Consider the following 13768-nt stretch of genomic DNA (forward strand, 5'->3'; position numbering starts at 1 on the left):
GGGCGTCACGGCGCCAGCAACTCCCGCAGCCGCAGGCACCCGGCGCGGCGTGCCCCCGCCTCGGGCTGGGGGGCATTGGGCATATTATGTATCGCTAATATTCCCTCTGCCGCTAGCGAAGCCCCGCGCCTTTGCGCCCCGCATGCGCGGCGGCCGGGAAGGACCCGCGATGGTTGTGGCGGGGCGCACTGATGGAGTCTGGCGCGTCGCCTACCACGGCCGTTACGGCGCTGTCAACACCTTTTCGCGAGTGCCCGCTCAGTCCCAGCCGGCCTCGACCAGCCGGTCGAGGGCGGCGGCGAGGGCGCCGGCCACGCGGTTGCGCGCCACCACGATGGAGACGGCCGGGGCGGCGGGCCAGAGGCGGCGATAGGCGGTCTCGGGTGCCTCATCGGCGCACACCACCAGCCGCAGCACCGCCTGCCCCATCAGGCCGAGCGCCTGGTCTGCCTGCCGCAGCCGGGCCAGGGCGGCAGTCACCATCTCCGGGGCGTGGCTGCGCCAGGCGGGGTGGACGTATCCCCTGACGGCGGCTGGGTCGCTGGTGAGGCCGAGGGCGGCCACCTCGAAGGCGGCGGCGTAGCGGGTGGCCGCCTCGCGCTGCTCGGTGGAGAGCATCCCCTCGGCGTGCAGGCGGTCCGCCATGGTGAGGCGGCGCGCCCGCCGGATGGTGCGATGGGGCGCCTCCGGGTCCGGGGCGGCCTCGATCGTCACCATTCCCCTCGCCCGCAGATGGGGCGGGCCGAAATCCCCCGGCGGCACCATCGCCGGCGCCCGGCGCCTGCGGCGGGCGCTCATCGCCCACCCCGCATCTCATGCAGTACCCGTCTCACGCTGCCAACCCCTGCGCCGTTGCGACCCCCACCTCCCTAGCAGCCAGACCCCTGATGTGACGAAACCCCCCCCCTGATGTGACGAAACCCCCCCCTGATGTGACGAAACCTATATATAAGTTATTGATATTATTAGTTTCGGAGGTTTCGCTGGTTTCGTCACAAGCCTATCCCCCAACGTAACGACCCCCGGGGGGGGGGTCGCCCGCGTGTTAGGTGACGAAACCTCCGAAACTCGACTTTTCAATGACTTACGCCGCTTTTTGGCGGTGACGAAACCCCGGTTTCGGTGGTGACGAAACCTCCGAAACTCGACTTTTCAATGACTTGCGTGGTGACGAAACCCCCCTCGGCGATGGCGTAGCGGATGGAGGGGCGGCCGCCGGCGGGGCCGCTGCCTTCGCTGATGGCGACGACCAGCCCGCTTTCGACCAGGCTGCGGAGGATCTCGGCCCGCTCGCGCTCGGGCAGTCGCCAGCCCCTGCGGAACAGCTCGCGCGCGCTGATCGGACCGTGGCGGCGGATGTAGTCCAGGGCCCGGTTCAGCTTGGCCTCGTATTCGCTGTCCGCGACGTGGCGACCGGCCTCGCGCAGCAGCGTGTCGGTGCAGTGGGTGGCGAGGGCCCTGCCCCAGGCGACGTCGTCAGCCTGGATCACCGGCGCCGCCGGGTCGCGGGCGATGGCGCGGACCAGCGCCAGCTTCATCGCGTTCTCCGCCAGCCGCCCGAGGATGGCGGTGACGTAGGTGCCTTCCGCCTCGCGCTGGCGGGCGAGCTGCTCGCGGCGCAGGGCTTGCCTGGCTGCCGTGGCGTCTGGCGTCTCCGGCACGGTCAGGGGCTGCGGCGTGGTGCCGGCGAGCATGAGGGCGCCGAGATTGCCGATCTCGCCGGTGGCGGGGTCGGCGGGCCCGGCGGCGATCGCCTGTAGGGCCGCGATCAGCTCGGGGGCGGGGTCCGTCAGCTCTGGCTCCTGCTCATCCGGGTAGGAGCATGGAGAGACGAACAGCAGCATGCGGGCCATCAGCCCGTCATGCATGGCGCTCCCGGCGATGGCGCTCCAAAGCTGGCCGGGGGTCGTGGTGCCGTAGAGGCAGGCGTTCGGCTGATGGATGTCCTCTCGCGGCCGGCCTTGCCGCGACTGGTCCGCGTATTCGGTGCCGTGCCAGACCGTGTTTGCGGAGCTGTAGAGCTCCTTCAAGTAAGAAGCGATCTGTTTGCGGTGCGCGCTGGCCTTCTGGCCGAGCACGTCGCTCAGCCAGTCCCCGAATTCGTCGATCTGGAACAGGATCGACGGGTGCCTAATGAGCGCGGTCCGCATTGCCGTGCCCGAGGCTATATCACTGCCCCCCAGAAATTGCACCAGATTTGCGGCGTAGAGGCAGCGGCGGATCTGCTTGCGTGCGTGATCCTTGCCGGCGCCGCTGTCGGCGACGCCGATGGCGTAGACGTTGGTCCGCAGGTCGGTGCTGGTGCGGTAGCGGCGGCCGGCCAGGGCGCCGATCATGCAGATGCCGGCGGCGAGGGCGAGGAAGGGCTGCGGGCTGATGGCGGTCCTGTCGCAGTGCTCGACGAACAGCCGCAGCGCGCCCGGCACGTCCATCAGCTCGGGCGGGATGGGGAAGGAAGCGGCGTCTCCGGCCGGCCTCCGCGCGCCGTGGCGACGGGCCAGGTCGGTCAGGGTGTGCACCGCCGGGACCAGGGCTTCCGGCGCCCGGTCCGGCACGGTGCGCGGCGCGGCCATGCCTTCCGCAAAGGCGCGCTGCAAGGTGCGCTCGGCGGCGCGCGGATCTTCGCAGCGCGGCAGGATGGTGGCGAGCGCGGCCCGCAGCTCGGCCCAGGCGAGGCCTTCCTCGAGCTCGCCCGCGCTTACCAGGCCGCCAATCGCGTAGGCGGCTTTGTTGACGGTGGCGTGCTTGGCCCCGTCCGGCGCGTGGCGGATCGCCGCGCATTCCTCGGCCAGGGCAGCGAGGCCGTAGGCGCTGCCGCCCTCGACGCGCCGGGATGGGGTCGCGATCTGATGTGCGGGAGATGGTGAGTGGCAGATCGTGGCCAGCAGCCAGTCGGGCAGATCGGCCACCGGCGCGTCGTCTGCGATCGAATAGCCGGGCGATGGCGGCACGATGATGTAGCCGCCATCGCCTCGTACATCCACGCCGGGCGCGATCCTGCCGGCGCTGTTCCTGACCGTCCGTCCAGGCCAGCGGAAGACCAGGTGCAGCCCGCCATTGATGGTGTAGTGGGTGCGGGTCTGCGGCAGGCGGTGGCTGTTGGCGTCGAGCCAGGCGCGCCCCTGTCGCCCGTCCTTGGTGTCGACATCGATCGCGATCACCCCGCTCGCCGCGCCGGTCGGCATGCCGATCATGGCGGCGGCGGGGTGGGCGAACGTGCGGCGGATTTCCGCCGGGTCGGTGGTGGCGTCCTTGAAGCCGCGCGGGGTCAGCGGGCGCTTCTGCGCGTCGCAGGGGAAGACCGGCGCGCCGCGCGCGATGGCGGCTTCCGCCAGGGCATGGCGGGCCGGAGGCCGGGAGGCGGCGTCGGGCGGCGTCACGGTGGCGGGACTCATGCCGGCCGCGCTCTAGCCAGGGCGGCGTTCAGCGCCGCCTGCTGCTCGCAGAGCGCATCCACATAGGCGCCGCAGACCACCTCTATGAATTGCCGCCATTGCTCCGGCGTCCATCGCGCCATGTCGGTCTGGCCGAGGGCTTCGATGAACTCGCCGGCCCGCTCGCTGGCGGTGGCCATGGCCGCGCGCTCGTGTTCGTTCGGGTCAACCATGGCGCGGCGTCCTTCTCCCCAGATGGCCATGCACACGGAAGTGCAGCTCGGCACCGTCCAGTGTGCCCGCAGCGTCCGCAGCGGGTGCCACCAGAGCCAGTGCACGGCGGGCCGGTCGCAGGTGCGGCATCTCACGCGAGCCTCACGGCGGTGATCTCGGTGTACTTGCCGACCGGCCGCACCTGGATGGCGGTGGGACGGCGCAGCTCGGGCGTGCGCGCCAGCGCCTCGCCGACGGTGCCTGGCACCGGCGTGCCTGCCCGTCTGCGCCACCAGGCCTCGGCCTTCTGGCGCGGATAGCCTTCGTGCTCGAAGCATACCCACTCGCTGTGCCGGATCAGGCCGCACTGATAGGTCACGCGCAGCGACGGCGGCTTGCCGGGCTTCTCGTGCCGGGCGTAGCCGACGCCCAGCACCTCGCACCACTCGGCCTGCCGCTGGATGGACAGCAGCGCGTCCGAGGCGGCCTGCGGGGCGATCTTCGTCACCGGCGGCGGGAACTCGTGGTCGCATCCGCTGCATCGTCGCGCGCTGGCGTGGCTGATGGTCTCGCACACGGGACAGACCTTCACCGGGGCCTCGCTGTCGCCGGTCGTCTCCCTCTTCCGCCCGTCCACCATGTCGATTGGACCGTGACGCGCCGTGTTGCCGGCGAAGTCGAGGACCAGGCAGTCCTCCTTGCCTTCGGCCAGCCGCGTGCCGCGCCCGACCATCTGCACGTAGAGCCCGACGCTCTTGGTCGGGCGCAGCAGCGCGATCAGGTCCGTCCCCGGCGCGTCGAAGCCGGTGGTCAGGACATTCGCATTGGTGACGCAGCGCAGCCGTCCCGCCTTGAAGGCCGCCAGGATGGCATCGCGCTCCGGCGCCGGCGTGTCCCCGGTGACCGTCTCGCAGGAGATGCCGTGCCCGCGGATGGCGTCGCGCACGTGGCGGGCGTGGGCCACGCCGGCGCAGAAGACCAGCCACGAGCCGCGATCCGCTCCGTACCGGACGATCTCGGCCGCCGCTGCCTGCGTGACCTCATCGCGGTCCACCGCCGCTTCGAGGTCTCTGGCGATGTACTCGCCGCCGCGGGTGCCGACGCCGGTCACGTCGAGCTGCGTCCCGGTGCGCTTCGGCACCACCGGGCAGAGATAGCCCTGCCGGATCATGTCCAGCACCGGCACCTCGTAGGCGATGTCGGTGAACAGCCGGTCCTTGCCCTCGTGCAGCAGGCCGCTATCCAGGCGATAAGGCGTCGCCGTGAAGCCTATGACCTTGAGCATCCCGGCGTTGATGGCGTCGAGCTCCTTGAGGAAGCTCCGGTACATGGAATTGTCGCTGCGTCCGAGCAGGTGTGCTTCATCGATCAGCACCAGATCGCAGCGCTGCACGCGGTCGGCGTGGCGGTGGATGGACTGGATGCCGGCGAACAGGACCTGCGCGCGGATGTCGCGGCGCGACAGGCCGGCCGAGTAGACGCCGGCCGGGGCGTCCGGCCACAGGCGGAGCAGGGCCTGGAAGTTCTGGGCGATCAGCTCCTTCACGTGCGTCAGGACCAGGATGCGGGTTTCCGGCCATGCGGCGATCGCCTCGCGGATGAAGGCGGCCAGCACGACTGACTTGCCCGTGTTGTGGTGAACGGTGAAGTCGGCGGTCAGGTAGAGATGGTCGCCGTCGAGCAGGAAGCCGTAGTAATCATCCTCTGGCAGCGCCTGCAGATCGAAACCGGTGACCAGCGGATTCTTCTTCTGGCGGCGCGGCGCGGCGCGCTTCCTCGCCACGCGCGTCGGGATGATGTCCGTGTCGCCGCTGATGGTGACGCGCCAGTAGGTGCCGCCCGTGCCGTTCTGGTCGTGCTTCTGGCACGCCGCGCAGGAAGCGCTGAGGCCGAGGCTGCGGGCGACGAAGGCGACGTCTCTCGCCAGTCGCTCAGACTTGCTGATGTAGTCGAAGCATGCCCTGCCGTTGAGATGGCCGTCCGTATCGAGAAGCCCGGCGAGGATGCCCAGGCGCACGTCGCGGCTGCCGAGCTTGTAGGTGTCCGGAATGAACTTCTCGTCGGCGCCGATGCCGGAGAGGCCGAGTTCCCGCAGCATGGCGGTGACGTGGTTGGGGCGCCCCCGGCAAGCTTCCGGGTCGGTGAATGCGACATCCCAGCACGTGCCGCGCTCTTTCATGCGCGCCCGGTAGTGGAGCCCGTGGCGCTCCATTTCCGCCAGGACGCCGTCGAAAACCTCCGGGTCCGGGTTGGTCAGCCGGACGCCGTGCTTGAGGCCGCCATCGCCCAGCAGCGCGCCGAGCACCCAGGCGTCGAGCTCCGGCGGCGCCCGCTCCGGGAAGTCGACCGCGACGCGCCTCAGCTTCCGCAAATGCCGCCAGGACTTCGGCTTGCCGAGATATTCGCGGATCGAGATGTTGTCGATTGCGGGGCTGCCTTGCCCGGCGCGGCGCGACGATTTCTCGTTCGTCCTGGCGAGAGACAGGATGTGCCCCTCGTTGACGACGAACGCGTCGCCGCCGCGCTTTGGGATCACCCGCCACATGCGCTCTCGGCCGCGTGCGAGCCGCAGCACCCGGCGCGGCCTGCTGTCGGGCCCCATCAGCAGGTCGCCCTCGGCCACGTCCTCCACGCGTTTCGTGGAGCCGTCGTGCATCAGGATCATCGTGCCGGCCGCGTGGCAGCCGGTCGGCATCACCACGAGCGGGTTGCCGGTGTTCGCGCCGAAGTAGTCGTAGAGCGCGTCGATCGCGGCGCGCTGGTAGGGGCGGAGCGCGGGGATCATGCGGCGGCGCCGTCCCGCCACTCGCTGCCGTCCGGCATGCGGTAGCTGACCCAATCCTCGCCGGCGTCGAGCTGCTCGCCGGGGACGAGATCCGGGATGTAGAGATGCGCGTCGCAGCCTGCCTGCTGCTCGCGGCGGCCGGGGCGCGTGTCGTGGCGCGCGCAGTGCCAGGCGCCGCCTTCCACGGGCGTCGCGTGCAGGCAGGACCGGCAGTGCCGTTCCGGCACCGCGCCGGCGTGGCAGGCGGCATGGTGCTCGCAGAGCCGGCACTCCCACCAGGCCGGATCGTCGCTGATCCGCGCCGGCGGGCGGGCGGCATGGATGACCCGCGCCGCCTTCGCGAGCAGCCGCGCCCCGGCCTCCGGGTCGCGGCGCACCCGCTCCTGGTAGAGCTCGTCGGTGTCCTTGCAGACGGCGAGGTAGAAGGCGCGTTCGATGCCGGCGAGATGCATGTAGGCCTGCATCTGCGCCCAGTGCAGCGGCTTGGCGGCTGCGACGCCCTTGCGCTTCAGCTCGGCGAAGGACCGGGCGCCGTGGGTCTTGAACTCGCAGACGTGCCAGGTCCGCGGCGCCTCGGCGAAGCCGATGGCCACCGCGTCCATGCTGCCGCCGAAGTGGCCGGTCTCGTCGCGCAGCGCCCATTGCCGGCCGGTCTCCGGGTCCGTGTCGAGCACGGTGACGCCGATGCGGCGGAGGTCGGCGACCAGCCGCGCTTCTTCGCGCTGGCCGGTCTCGAACAGCCGCAGCAGCCGTCCCGGATGCCGGGCCCGCGTGGCCCAGCGGAAGGCGTACCAGAGGGCGCGCTCGCACTCGGTGCCGATCAGCGAGGCGCCCAGATGCTCGCGCCAGCCGGCGTCGGCCGCCGTCTCGTAGGCGGCGTAGATCGCGTCCACCGTAGGAGTTGCGGGCGCCGGCAGGGATGCCATGCTGCTGCGGCCTCTCGGGCTTGCTCGAAGGGGTGGAAGCCGGGGGCGGGCCGGCCTGGAAAACTGACCGCCCCCGGCGGCTGCCTCAGGCGGAGCGCCGCCAGGGCGGCGGGGCGCTCGGCTTGCCGGCGGCGGGGACGGCCGCCGGCGCGCTGGGAAGGGCGGCGTATCCCCTGATCGCGTTCTGCCTGCGCCGCTCCTCCGGCGGCAGGTGCATGTCGCGGCTGTCGGACTCGACCGCGACGGTCACCAGCATCGGGCGGAAATGCAGCTCCTCGCTGTCCGAGACCTGCAGGCGCCCGGCCGCGCGGCAGATGGCGGAGAGAGTGCGCTGCGCGATCTCCACCGCCTTCTGGTTCGGGTTCACGAGGTTCAGGCGGTCCCAGAGCCGCCGCCCCTTCGCCGGGCCTTCCGTGATCTCGAGCTCGAGCCACAGCATCTGCCCGTCGCCGGCGCGGGTGTGGCGCATCTCGCTCTTCACGATCTGCGCCGGGTACTTGCCGGGGGGCAGGATCTCGAGCGGCGCCGAGGGCTCGACCCCGCTGGCGTCGAAGGTGCTGCCGAGATAGGCCATGTCCAGTCCTCCTATGTGGCGGCCGGAGCCGCCGGGTGGTGGGCGTAGTAGGGAATGCGGGCGGCGAGCTCGGACCAGGCGAGCGGGATCGTCTCCGGCAGGCCGAAGCGGTTCTTCGCCAGAAAGGCCGGGCGCTCGGTGGTGTGCAGCAGGCGGTCGCCGCCCGAGACGCCGCGCACCACCTGCTTCCTGAAGCCGACCTCGGTCTTGACGGTGCTGACGCGCCAGTTGGCGAACAGCACCGCGTCGACGTGTTCCTGCACCAGCGCCGAAGCGCGCGCCTGCAGCTTGATTTGGTAGCGGTCGTAGGGATCCGTCTCCGGACTGTCGAAGCGCTTGACCTCGCAGTGCGCGATCAGGATCACCGCCATGCCGCGCTCCTCGCGCAGGGCGGCGAGGCCGTCGAGCACCGCCCGCCACTGGTCGAGCGCGGCAAGGTATCCCTTGCCGTAGCCGAAGGCTTCGATGTCCGGCTGCTTGTGCAGCCGGGCCGTGTGCTCCCAGATCATCGGCTCGAGCCAGTCCAGGCTGTCGAGCACCACGGTCTCGAAATCGTGCGGCTCCCTACGCAGCGCGGCCAGGGCCTCCATCACCTCGGCATGGGACCGCAGCAGCCCGAAGGTCGGGATCTCGACCTCGCTTTCCTCCGTCTGCAGGATGACCGGCCGGGGCGCCTGCGTGCCGAGGGTGGTCTTGCCGATGCCGGCGACGCCGTAGACCAGCAGGCGCGGTGGCTTGCGGCCGGAGCCGAGGCGCAGCGAGTCCAGCGTGATCGCCATCAGTGCCTCCGCCGCGCGGGCTCGACCTTGAAGGTCGGTCGCCCGGTGCCGACGGTCCGGGCGGGCTCGAACACCGCGCGGATGCGCGGCGGCCAGGCGGCGTAGCGGCTTTCCGGCACCCGGATCTCGGTGGTGACGTAGTCCGCGGGGTCTTCGCCCCACTGCCGCACGGTCTCGACCGCCTCGGCAAGCCGGGCCTGGTCCCACTCGACGCGCTTCGGCAGGTCGGCGCGGATGACGAAGCCATCTTCCTCGAGGCTGACGGTGCCGGTGTCGCGGCCGTCCTGGCGCCGCAGGGCGGCGGCGCGCTCTCCGTAGCGGAGCTGCAGCGCGGCCTGCAGCAGGTCATCCAGCCGCCTGGCATCGGCTTTCATCGCCGCCACGTCTTCCAGCAGCAGCGCGATCTGATCGGGAGGCAGGCCAGCGGCCTGCCCGGCGGTCATCTCGCGGAGCTGCGCCAGCGTGATGCGGTTGCTCACGATGTCGCTCCCTGCGCGCGAGGCCCGGTATCCGCGCGGGCGCGCGCCGCGGCGGCGGGGATGGGGGTGATCTCGATCAGCGCCGTGTCGCGGCGGCTGGGATCCCGCTCGACCAGCCAGCGCCGGCAGTGGCGGTCATCCAGGATGGCGCCGCCGGCCTGGCAGGCGTCGAGCAGGGCCTTGATCAAATTGTCGCCGTCGCCCCGGCTCTCCGGCAGGCGGATGGTGACACCGAAGGCGCCGAGGATGCGCACGCCCGCGCGCTGCGCCAGCACCTCGCGGGCGGCGGCGGCGCTCCATTGGCGGTAGGCGGCGCGCTTCACCAGCCGCGCGCCGGTGGCGGTGCGGATCGGCGCCCAGAGCCGATTTACCGAGGGCGGCAGCGTCAGCTCGAGCAGCAGCGAGGTCATGCGCGCCCTTCCGGCGGCATGAGGCGCAGCGCTTCGTCGCGCGCCTGGCGCTGCAGGGCGAGGCGCTCGCCGAGGCGGCGGCAGGTCCAGCCGAGCGCGTCCAGCGCCTGCGGCTCGCCGGGCGCCTGCGCGAGCTCGTAGGCGAGGGCCGCGACCAGCGCCTCGACCCGGTCCTCCCGCGACAGGGCGGCGGCATCGAGCCGGCGCAGCAGATCGATCGCCCAGCCGACGCGGCGGCGGCGGCTCGACGCCGTCTCCGCGCCGGAGCCGAGCCACGCGGGACGCTCAGGCAGGCTCATGCGCTGCCTCCTGGAAAATCCCCCGCCGCGATGGGGGTCGCGGCGGGGTAGGTGACCAGGGAGGAAACGCCGGCCATGCCGGCCTCGGGGGGGCGCGTGCGGCTCATGCGGCGCGCTCCCGATCTGGGTGGCAATACGCGCGCGCGGCGTGCGCCGCGCAGTAGGGGCAGGCGGGATCGCGCCGCGGTGCCTCGCAGAAGCGAAAGCCGGGGCGGCGCGGGTCGCCGTGCGGCCACTGGCAGCCGCGCTCGCGCGGCAGCGGGATGGCGCTGCGCAGCGCCGGCGGGAGGAGAGGGCGGGCGGCGGGCGCGGAGGAGAGAGGCGCGCCCGCCGCCCGCGGCGCCACCATGCGCCCGGCGGGGAGATCCCGCGCGGCCGGCGCCTGCGCCGCAGGAGGAGGACGGCGGGTGGCGGATGGCGTGGAAGGCGGCGGCGTGACGTCGCGACGGCCTCGGCGTGGCTTGCGGGCTGGCAGGTCCAGCCGGTGGGCCTTGGCGATGACGGCGTTCTTGGAGACGCCCATGCGCCGGCCGATCTCGGCGGTGGAATGGCCCTCGGCCCAGAGGGCGCGGAGCTGATCCACCATGGCCGGCGTCCAGACGGCGGGGGCGCTCACCGGTCCGTCTCCCCCGCGAGACGCCACAGCAGCACCAGGGCGAGGAACAGGGCGACGTGCAGGCCGGTGAAGCAGAGGGCGATGGGGTCGGTCATGGCTTCGGCCCCGCCTCGCGGCCCTGGCTCCGCATCCAGTGCCAGGTGGCGCGGCGCTCGATCGCCGCGTCGCGCGCGCCAAGGGCGGACCAGTAATCGAGCATCGCCGTCCGCCGCCTATGCAGCCGCCTGAGGCGCCAGAACCACAGCCTCGCCATCAGGCGATGCCACGTCTTGCTCGCCCAGCCGGGCGCGGAGGAGGGCGATGCGCGCCTCGGCGCGGCGGAGCTCGGCGCGCATGTGCTCGGCGGCGGCGCGGCGGAGCTGGTGGAGTTCATGGGCATGGACGGCTCCCGGCGCGACCTCGCCGTGCCAGTAGGCACGGACGCGGCGAGCGCTCAGCCCGGTGTTGCGGGACACGGCGTGGAAGGCGTGGGCGAGGCCGCGCTGACGCTCGGCCTCGACCAGGCAGCGGACGATGGCGCGCGCTTCGGACAGGACGTCCACGGCGGCGGACGAGATACCCAGGATCATGGGCGGGCTCCTGCGGCATGGTGGTGCGCGCGATGGAGACACGAGAGCGACGGAACGGGACGGCCGCGGCGGCCCCCCCCGAACCCCGCCGCGGCCTGCCCGCCGACCGGACCGAGGCGGCAGTGCTGGCGCTGGTGGCGCTGCCGCGGCTGGCGGGGGGATGGGAAGCGCAGGCGCGATAGCGATCTGCTATTGCCGCTGCGATAGCATTTAGCTATAAATACGCCATGAAGTTGGTCCGCTACACCGCCGACGCCGCCAGGAGCCTGAGGCGCCATGGCAACATGGCGGCCCGGATCCGGCGGGCTATCGGCGAGTACGCGACCGACCAGGCCGCTCACGCCAACAACGTGCGGCCGCTGGTCGGATCCAGCGCCAAGCGCCTGCGCGTGGGCGACTTCCGGGTGATCTTCGAGGAAACCGAGACGGAGATCCTGGTGACCAAGATCGGCCCGCGCGGCAGCGTCTACGACTGAGGGAGCCCTGTCATGAGCGACACCGTGATCCTGAGCCGGCAGGAGTATGAGGACCTGATCGACGCCCGCGACCACGCCGTGGCGCTGCGCGACGTGGCCACCGGCGCGATGGAGACCCTGACCGAGGCCGAGATGGACGCCTATCTGGCCGCGCCCACGCCGCTCGCCTTCTGGCGGCGCCGGCGGGGACTGACCCAGGCTGCGCTGGCGGCCACGGTGGGCATCACCCAGCCCTATCTGGCCCAGATCGAGACCGGAAAGCGCAGCGGCGATGTCCGTCTGTACGCCCGGCTGGCGAAGGCACTGCGCGTGCGGATCGAGGACCTGGTGGCGGAGTAGGCCGGAACAGCCGCACCGGCGGAAGGAGTCCGCGCGCATGCTCAGGCGGCCTCGGGGGGAGAAGGCAGGCCGGCATTCACGCCATTTTGTGCGTGTGGCGCACGCTCGGGGGCGCCCGTATCAGCCATACAGGACAGATGACCGCAAAAGCTCGCCGCCGTAACGGCGCCCCCGGTGACCGCCTCGATCCGGCGAAGGCGCGCGAACGAGGGCGTGATTTTGCCGGCCAGCCAGCGGCTTACGGTCGCGTGGCGCACTCCGACGATGCGCCCGAACTCTGCCTGGGTGAGGCGATGGCGCTGGAGGTACTCTTGGAGGGTCATGCCCCGGAGTGTACGCCATACGCACATCACGCACAAGGGAAATGTGCAACGATTACGTCTAACGATACGCCGGGGGGCAAGCCACCCTTGCGCATGCATGAGCACCTGAAGGCATGGCGCGAGGCTTCCGGCTTGACGCTCAAGGAGGTTGCGAACAGAGTGGGAACCACTCACGCAACCGTGAGCCGCTGGGAGAATGGTGTGCAAGCTATACCGCCGCAGAAATTCAAACAGTTAGCGGTAGTCTATGGCGCAACACCCGCCGAATTGCTGGTCGCCCCCGCTGACCGCGACATGGCTCTGCGGTTCCACCGGGCCGCCGAGATCATCAGCGTTCTTTCGGCCGAGGAGGTCGAGCAATGGCTCGGCCTGGGGCACTCCCTTGCGGAAGCGAAAAAAAGGGATGTACGCTAGACGCACATTTCTGTTGATCTGACTGTACGAACTACGTACATTAGGGGCCATCCCAGCGATGGATGGCACCCATGCCCGACCCCCTCGCCGCCCCGAAGGCGCCCACGCCGGGCCCCTGGCGGCTTGACCCCGACGACCCTACCGCCGTGCTCGGGCCGAACGGCCTGTACGTGGCGGAGTGCGCCTTCTTCTTCGGCGCCGAGCCGGAGGAGACGGAGGCGTGCGCGAATGCGCGGCTGATCGCCGCCGCGCCTGACCTGCTGGCGACGCTGCGCGGGCTGGTGGCGGCCGTGGAGGCCGGCGCGGTGGCGGCGCCGGCGCTGGCCGAGGCCCGCGCCGCGCTGGCCAGGGCGGGGGGCTGAGCCGTGGCGCCGCATCCCCGTCCCGTGCCCGGGACCTCATCCGCTCCCCTCTGCCCGCGCCTAGCCGTGGTGCAGCTCGGCGTGCTGCTGCTGGCGCGCGAGAGCCGCCAGCCGGCCGACCTGCTGCTCTGCGTCGCCGATCTCGCCGAGGAGGCGGCGGAGCAGCTCGGCTTCGCCGAGGAGCGCCTCGCCGGGCACGACGCCCGGCTGCTGCGCGGGCTCGGCGGCGCGGCGGGCTTCCGCGCGCTGGCCGCCGCGCTGCGCGAGGCGGCGCCGGCCTTCGCGGAGGCGGCGCCATGAGCGGCGAGGAAGACGACCTCGCCTTCGCGCGTGGCTTTGTCTGCGCCCTGTGCGGCGAAGCGGCGCTGGTGCTGATCGTGCTGGCGGCGCTGCGTGCCGCCGCCCTTTTGGGAGGCTGATCCGTGGACACCGTGCAGTGGACGGAAATTCCGGTCCAGCGCGACGCTCCTCCGATCCCCGATCCGCAGGCCTCCGCCACGCCGGAGCGCGTGGCGGCGCTGATCGAGGCGCTGCTCGTGGTGGATGCCATGGCGCGCCGACGCGCTGGATGCGCTGCGGGCGCGGTGTGAAGGGAGGATTGCGTGATGCCCGACACCCAGCCCACCACCACAGCGGCAGAGGCGCCCGCTGCGCCCGCCACCATCCCCGTCGAGATCAAGGACCGCTGGACCGGCCGCGTGCTGTTCACCGCGCAGGTGGACGCGAGCATTCCGGCAATCGGCCGCATCAAGGCGGCGCTGCGGGTCGCGATTGAGGCGCGCGCCAACCTCGCGTGCGCCGACCTCGCGGGCGCCAACCTCGCGGGCGCC

20 protein-coding genes and 1 pseudogene are annotated in these 13768 nt (G+C 71.8%); 8 read left to right on the forward strand and 13 right to left on the reverse strand.

Features of this window, described 5'->3' with window-relative positions; translation table 11 throughout:
• Positions 1-258: 258 nt before the first annotated feature.
• The 12 genes from ET526_RS19680 to ET526_RS19735 all read right to left on the reverse strand — a co-directional run bounded on the left by ET526_RS19680 (position 259) and on the right by ET526_RS19735 (position 11024).
• The gene (locus tag ET526_RS19680) at positions 259-798 is read right to left on the reverse strand and encodes a hypothetical protein (protein ID WP_135470512.1); all 540 of its coding nucleotides are present in this window, start codon (positions 796-798) and stop codon (positions 259-261) included.
• Between the two features lie 278 nt (positions 799-1076).
• Positions 1077-3395 (reverse strand): bifunctional DNA primase/polymerase, encoded by a 2319-nt coding sequence (locus tag ET526_RS19685; RefSeq protein ID WP_135470515.1) that lies wholly within the window; start codon positions 3393-3395, stop codon positions 1077-1079.
• Positions 3392-3607 carry a DUF6511 domain-containing protein gene (locus ET526_RS19690; protein ID WP_135470517.1) on the reverse strand — a complete coding sequence of 72 codons (216 nt, stop codon included), beginning with the start codon at positions 3605-3607 and terminating at the stop codon, positions 3392-3394. The genes ET526_RS19685 and ET526_RS19690 overlap by 4 nt, the downstream gene beginning before the upstream one ends.
• Before the next feature lie 131 nt (positions 3608-3738).
• Positions 3739-6372: a Hint domain-containing homing endonuclease gene (locus tag ET526_RS19695; RefSeq protein WP_135470520.1), complete on the reverse strand. Its 2634-nt coding sequence runs from the start codon at positions 6370-6372 to the stop codon at positions 3739-3741.
• Positions 6369-7298 carry an oxidoreductase gene (locus ET526_RS19700; RefSeq protein WP_135470522.1) on the reverse strand — a complete coding sequence of 310 codons (930 nt, stop codon included), beginning with the start codon at positions 7296-7298 and terminating at the stop codon, positions 6369-6371. Before ET526_RS19700 ends, ET526_RS19695 begins: the two co-directional genes overlap by 4 nt.
• An 85-nt stretch (positions 7299-7383) precedes the next feature.
• Positions 7384-7872, reverse strand: coding sequence for a DUF669 domain-containing protein (locus tag ET526_RS19705; RefSeq protein WP_135470524.1), 489 nt, complete (start codon positions 7870-7872; stop codon positions 7384-7386).
• 11 nt (positions 7873-7883) lie between these two features.
• Positions 7884-8651 (reverse strand): ATP-binding protein, encoded by a 768-nt coding sequence (locus ET526_RS19710; protein WP_135470527.1) that lies wholly within the window; start codon positions 8649-8651, stop codon positions 7884-7886.
• Positions 8651-9130: a hypothetical protein gene (locus tag ET526_RS19715; RefSeq protein ID WP_135470530.1), complete on the reverse strand. Its 480-nt coding sequence runs from the start codon at positions 9128-9130 to the stop codon at positions 8651-8653. The genes ET526_RS19710 and ET526_RS19715 overlap by 1 nt, the downstream gene beginning before the upstream one ends.
• Positions 9127-9540 carry a RusA family crossover junction endodeoxyribonuclease gene (locus ET526_RS19720; RefSeq protein ID WP_135470532.1) on the reverse strand — a complete coding sequence of 138 codons (414 nt, stop codon included), beginning with the start codon at positions 9538-9540 and terminating at the stop codon, positions 9127-9129. The genes ET526_RS19715 and ET526_RS19720 overlap by 4 nt, the downstream gene beginning before the upstream one ends.
• Positions 9537-9839, reverse strand: coding sequence for a hypothetical protein (locus ET526_RS19725; RefSeq protein ID WP_135470534.1), 303 nt, complete (start codon positions 9837-9839; stop codon positions 9537-9539). Before ET526_RS19725 ends, ET526_RS19720 begins: the two co-directional genes overlap by 4 nt.
• A 103-nt stretch (positions 9840-9942) precedes the next feature.
• Positions 9943-10455: a GcrA family cell cycle regulator gene (locus ET526_RS19730; RefSeq protein WP_240048497.1), complete on the reverse strand. Its 513-nt coding sequence runs from the start codon at positions 10453-10455 to the stop codon at positions 9943-9945.
• 212 nt (positions 10456-10667) lie between these two features.
• Positions 10668-11024, reverse strand: a complete 357-nt coding sequence (locus ET526_RS19735) for a hypothetical protein (protein ID WP_135470536.1) — start codon at positions 11022-11024, stop codon at positions 10668-10670.
• 227 nt (positions 11025-11251) lie between these two features.
• On the opposite strand from ET526_RS19735, the gene ET526_RS19740 reads away from it, so the two are divergent.
• The gene (locus ET526_RS19740) at positions 11252-11500 is read left to right on the forward strand and encodes a type II toxin-antitoxin system RelE family toxin (protein ID WP_135470538.1); all 249 of its coding nucleotides are present in this window, start codon (positions 11252-11254) and stop codon (positions 11498-11500) included.
• 12 nt (positions 11501-11512) lie between these two features.
• Positions 11513-11839 carry a helix-turn-helix domain-containing protein gene (locus ET526_RS19745; RefSeq protein WP_135470541.1) on the forward strand — a complete coding sequence of 109 codons (327 nt, stop codon included), beginning with the start codon at positions 11513-11515 and terminating at the stop codon, positions 11837-11839.
• Between the two features lie 41 nt (positions 11840-11880).
• Here ET526_RS19745 and ET526_RS19750 read toward each other — a convergent pair whose 3' ends face one another.
• Complete coding sequence (locus ET526_RS19750) at positions 11881-12162, reverse strand: helix-turn-helix domain-containing protein (RefSeq protein WP_158295641.1); 282 nt, start codon at positions 12160-12162, stop codon at positions 11881-11883.
• 93 nt (positions 12163-12255) lie between these two features.
• On the opposite strand from ET526_RS19750, the gene ET526_RS19755 reads away from it, so the two are divergent.
• From ET526_RS19755 to ET526_RS19770, 6 genes and pseudogenes are all read left to right on the forward strand, one after another.
• On the forward strand, positions 12256-12576 hold the full coding sequence (locus ET526_RS19755; RefSeq protein ID WP_158295642.1) for a helix-turn-helix domain-containing protein: 321 nt from the start codon (positions 12256-12258) through the stop codon (positions 12574-12576).
• Between the two features lie 71 nt (positions 12577-12647).
• A complete protein-coding gene (locus ET526_RS19760; protein WP_135470547.1) occupies positions 12648-12938 on the forward strand; it encodes a hypothetical protein in 291 nt (96 codons plus the stop codon).
• A gap of 24 nt (positions 12939-12962) precedes the next feature.
• Positions 12963-13238 (forward strand): hypothetical protein, encoded by a 276-nt coding sequence (locus ET526_RS19765; protein ID WP_135470549.1) that lies wholly within the window; start codon positions 12963-12965, stop codon positions 13236-13238.
• A complete protein-coding gene (locus tag ET526_RS22460) occupies positions 13235-13357 on the forward strand; it encodes a hypothetical protein (RefSeq protein ID WP_275668656.1) in 123 nt (40 codons plus the stop codon). Before ET526_RS19765 ends, ET526_RS22460 begins: the two co-directional genes overlap by 4 nt.
• Before the next feature lie 3 nt (positions 13358-13360).
• Positions 13361-13528 carry a hypothetical protein gene (locus tag ET526_RS21380; RefSeq protein WP_158295643.1) on the forward strand — a complete coding sequence of 56 codons (168 nt, stop codon included), beginning with the start codon at positions 13361-13363 and terminating at the stop codon, positions 13526-13528.
• Between the two features lie 15 nt (positions 13529-13543).
• Positions 13544-13768 (forward strand): annotated as a pseudogene (locus ET526_RS19770) (hypothetical protein); the annotation flags it as partial.

It is taken from the genome of Crenalkalicoccus roseus (assembly GCF_004761865.1).
GTDB classification, from domain to species: Bacteria; Pseudomonadota; Alphaproteobacteria; order Acetobacterales; family Acetobacteraceae; genus Crenalkalicoccus; species Crenalkalicoccus roseus.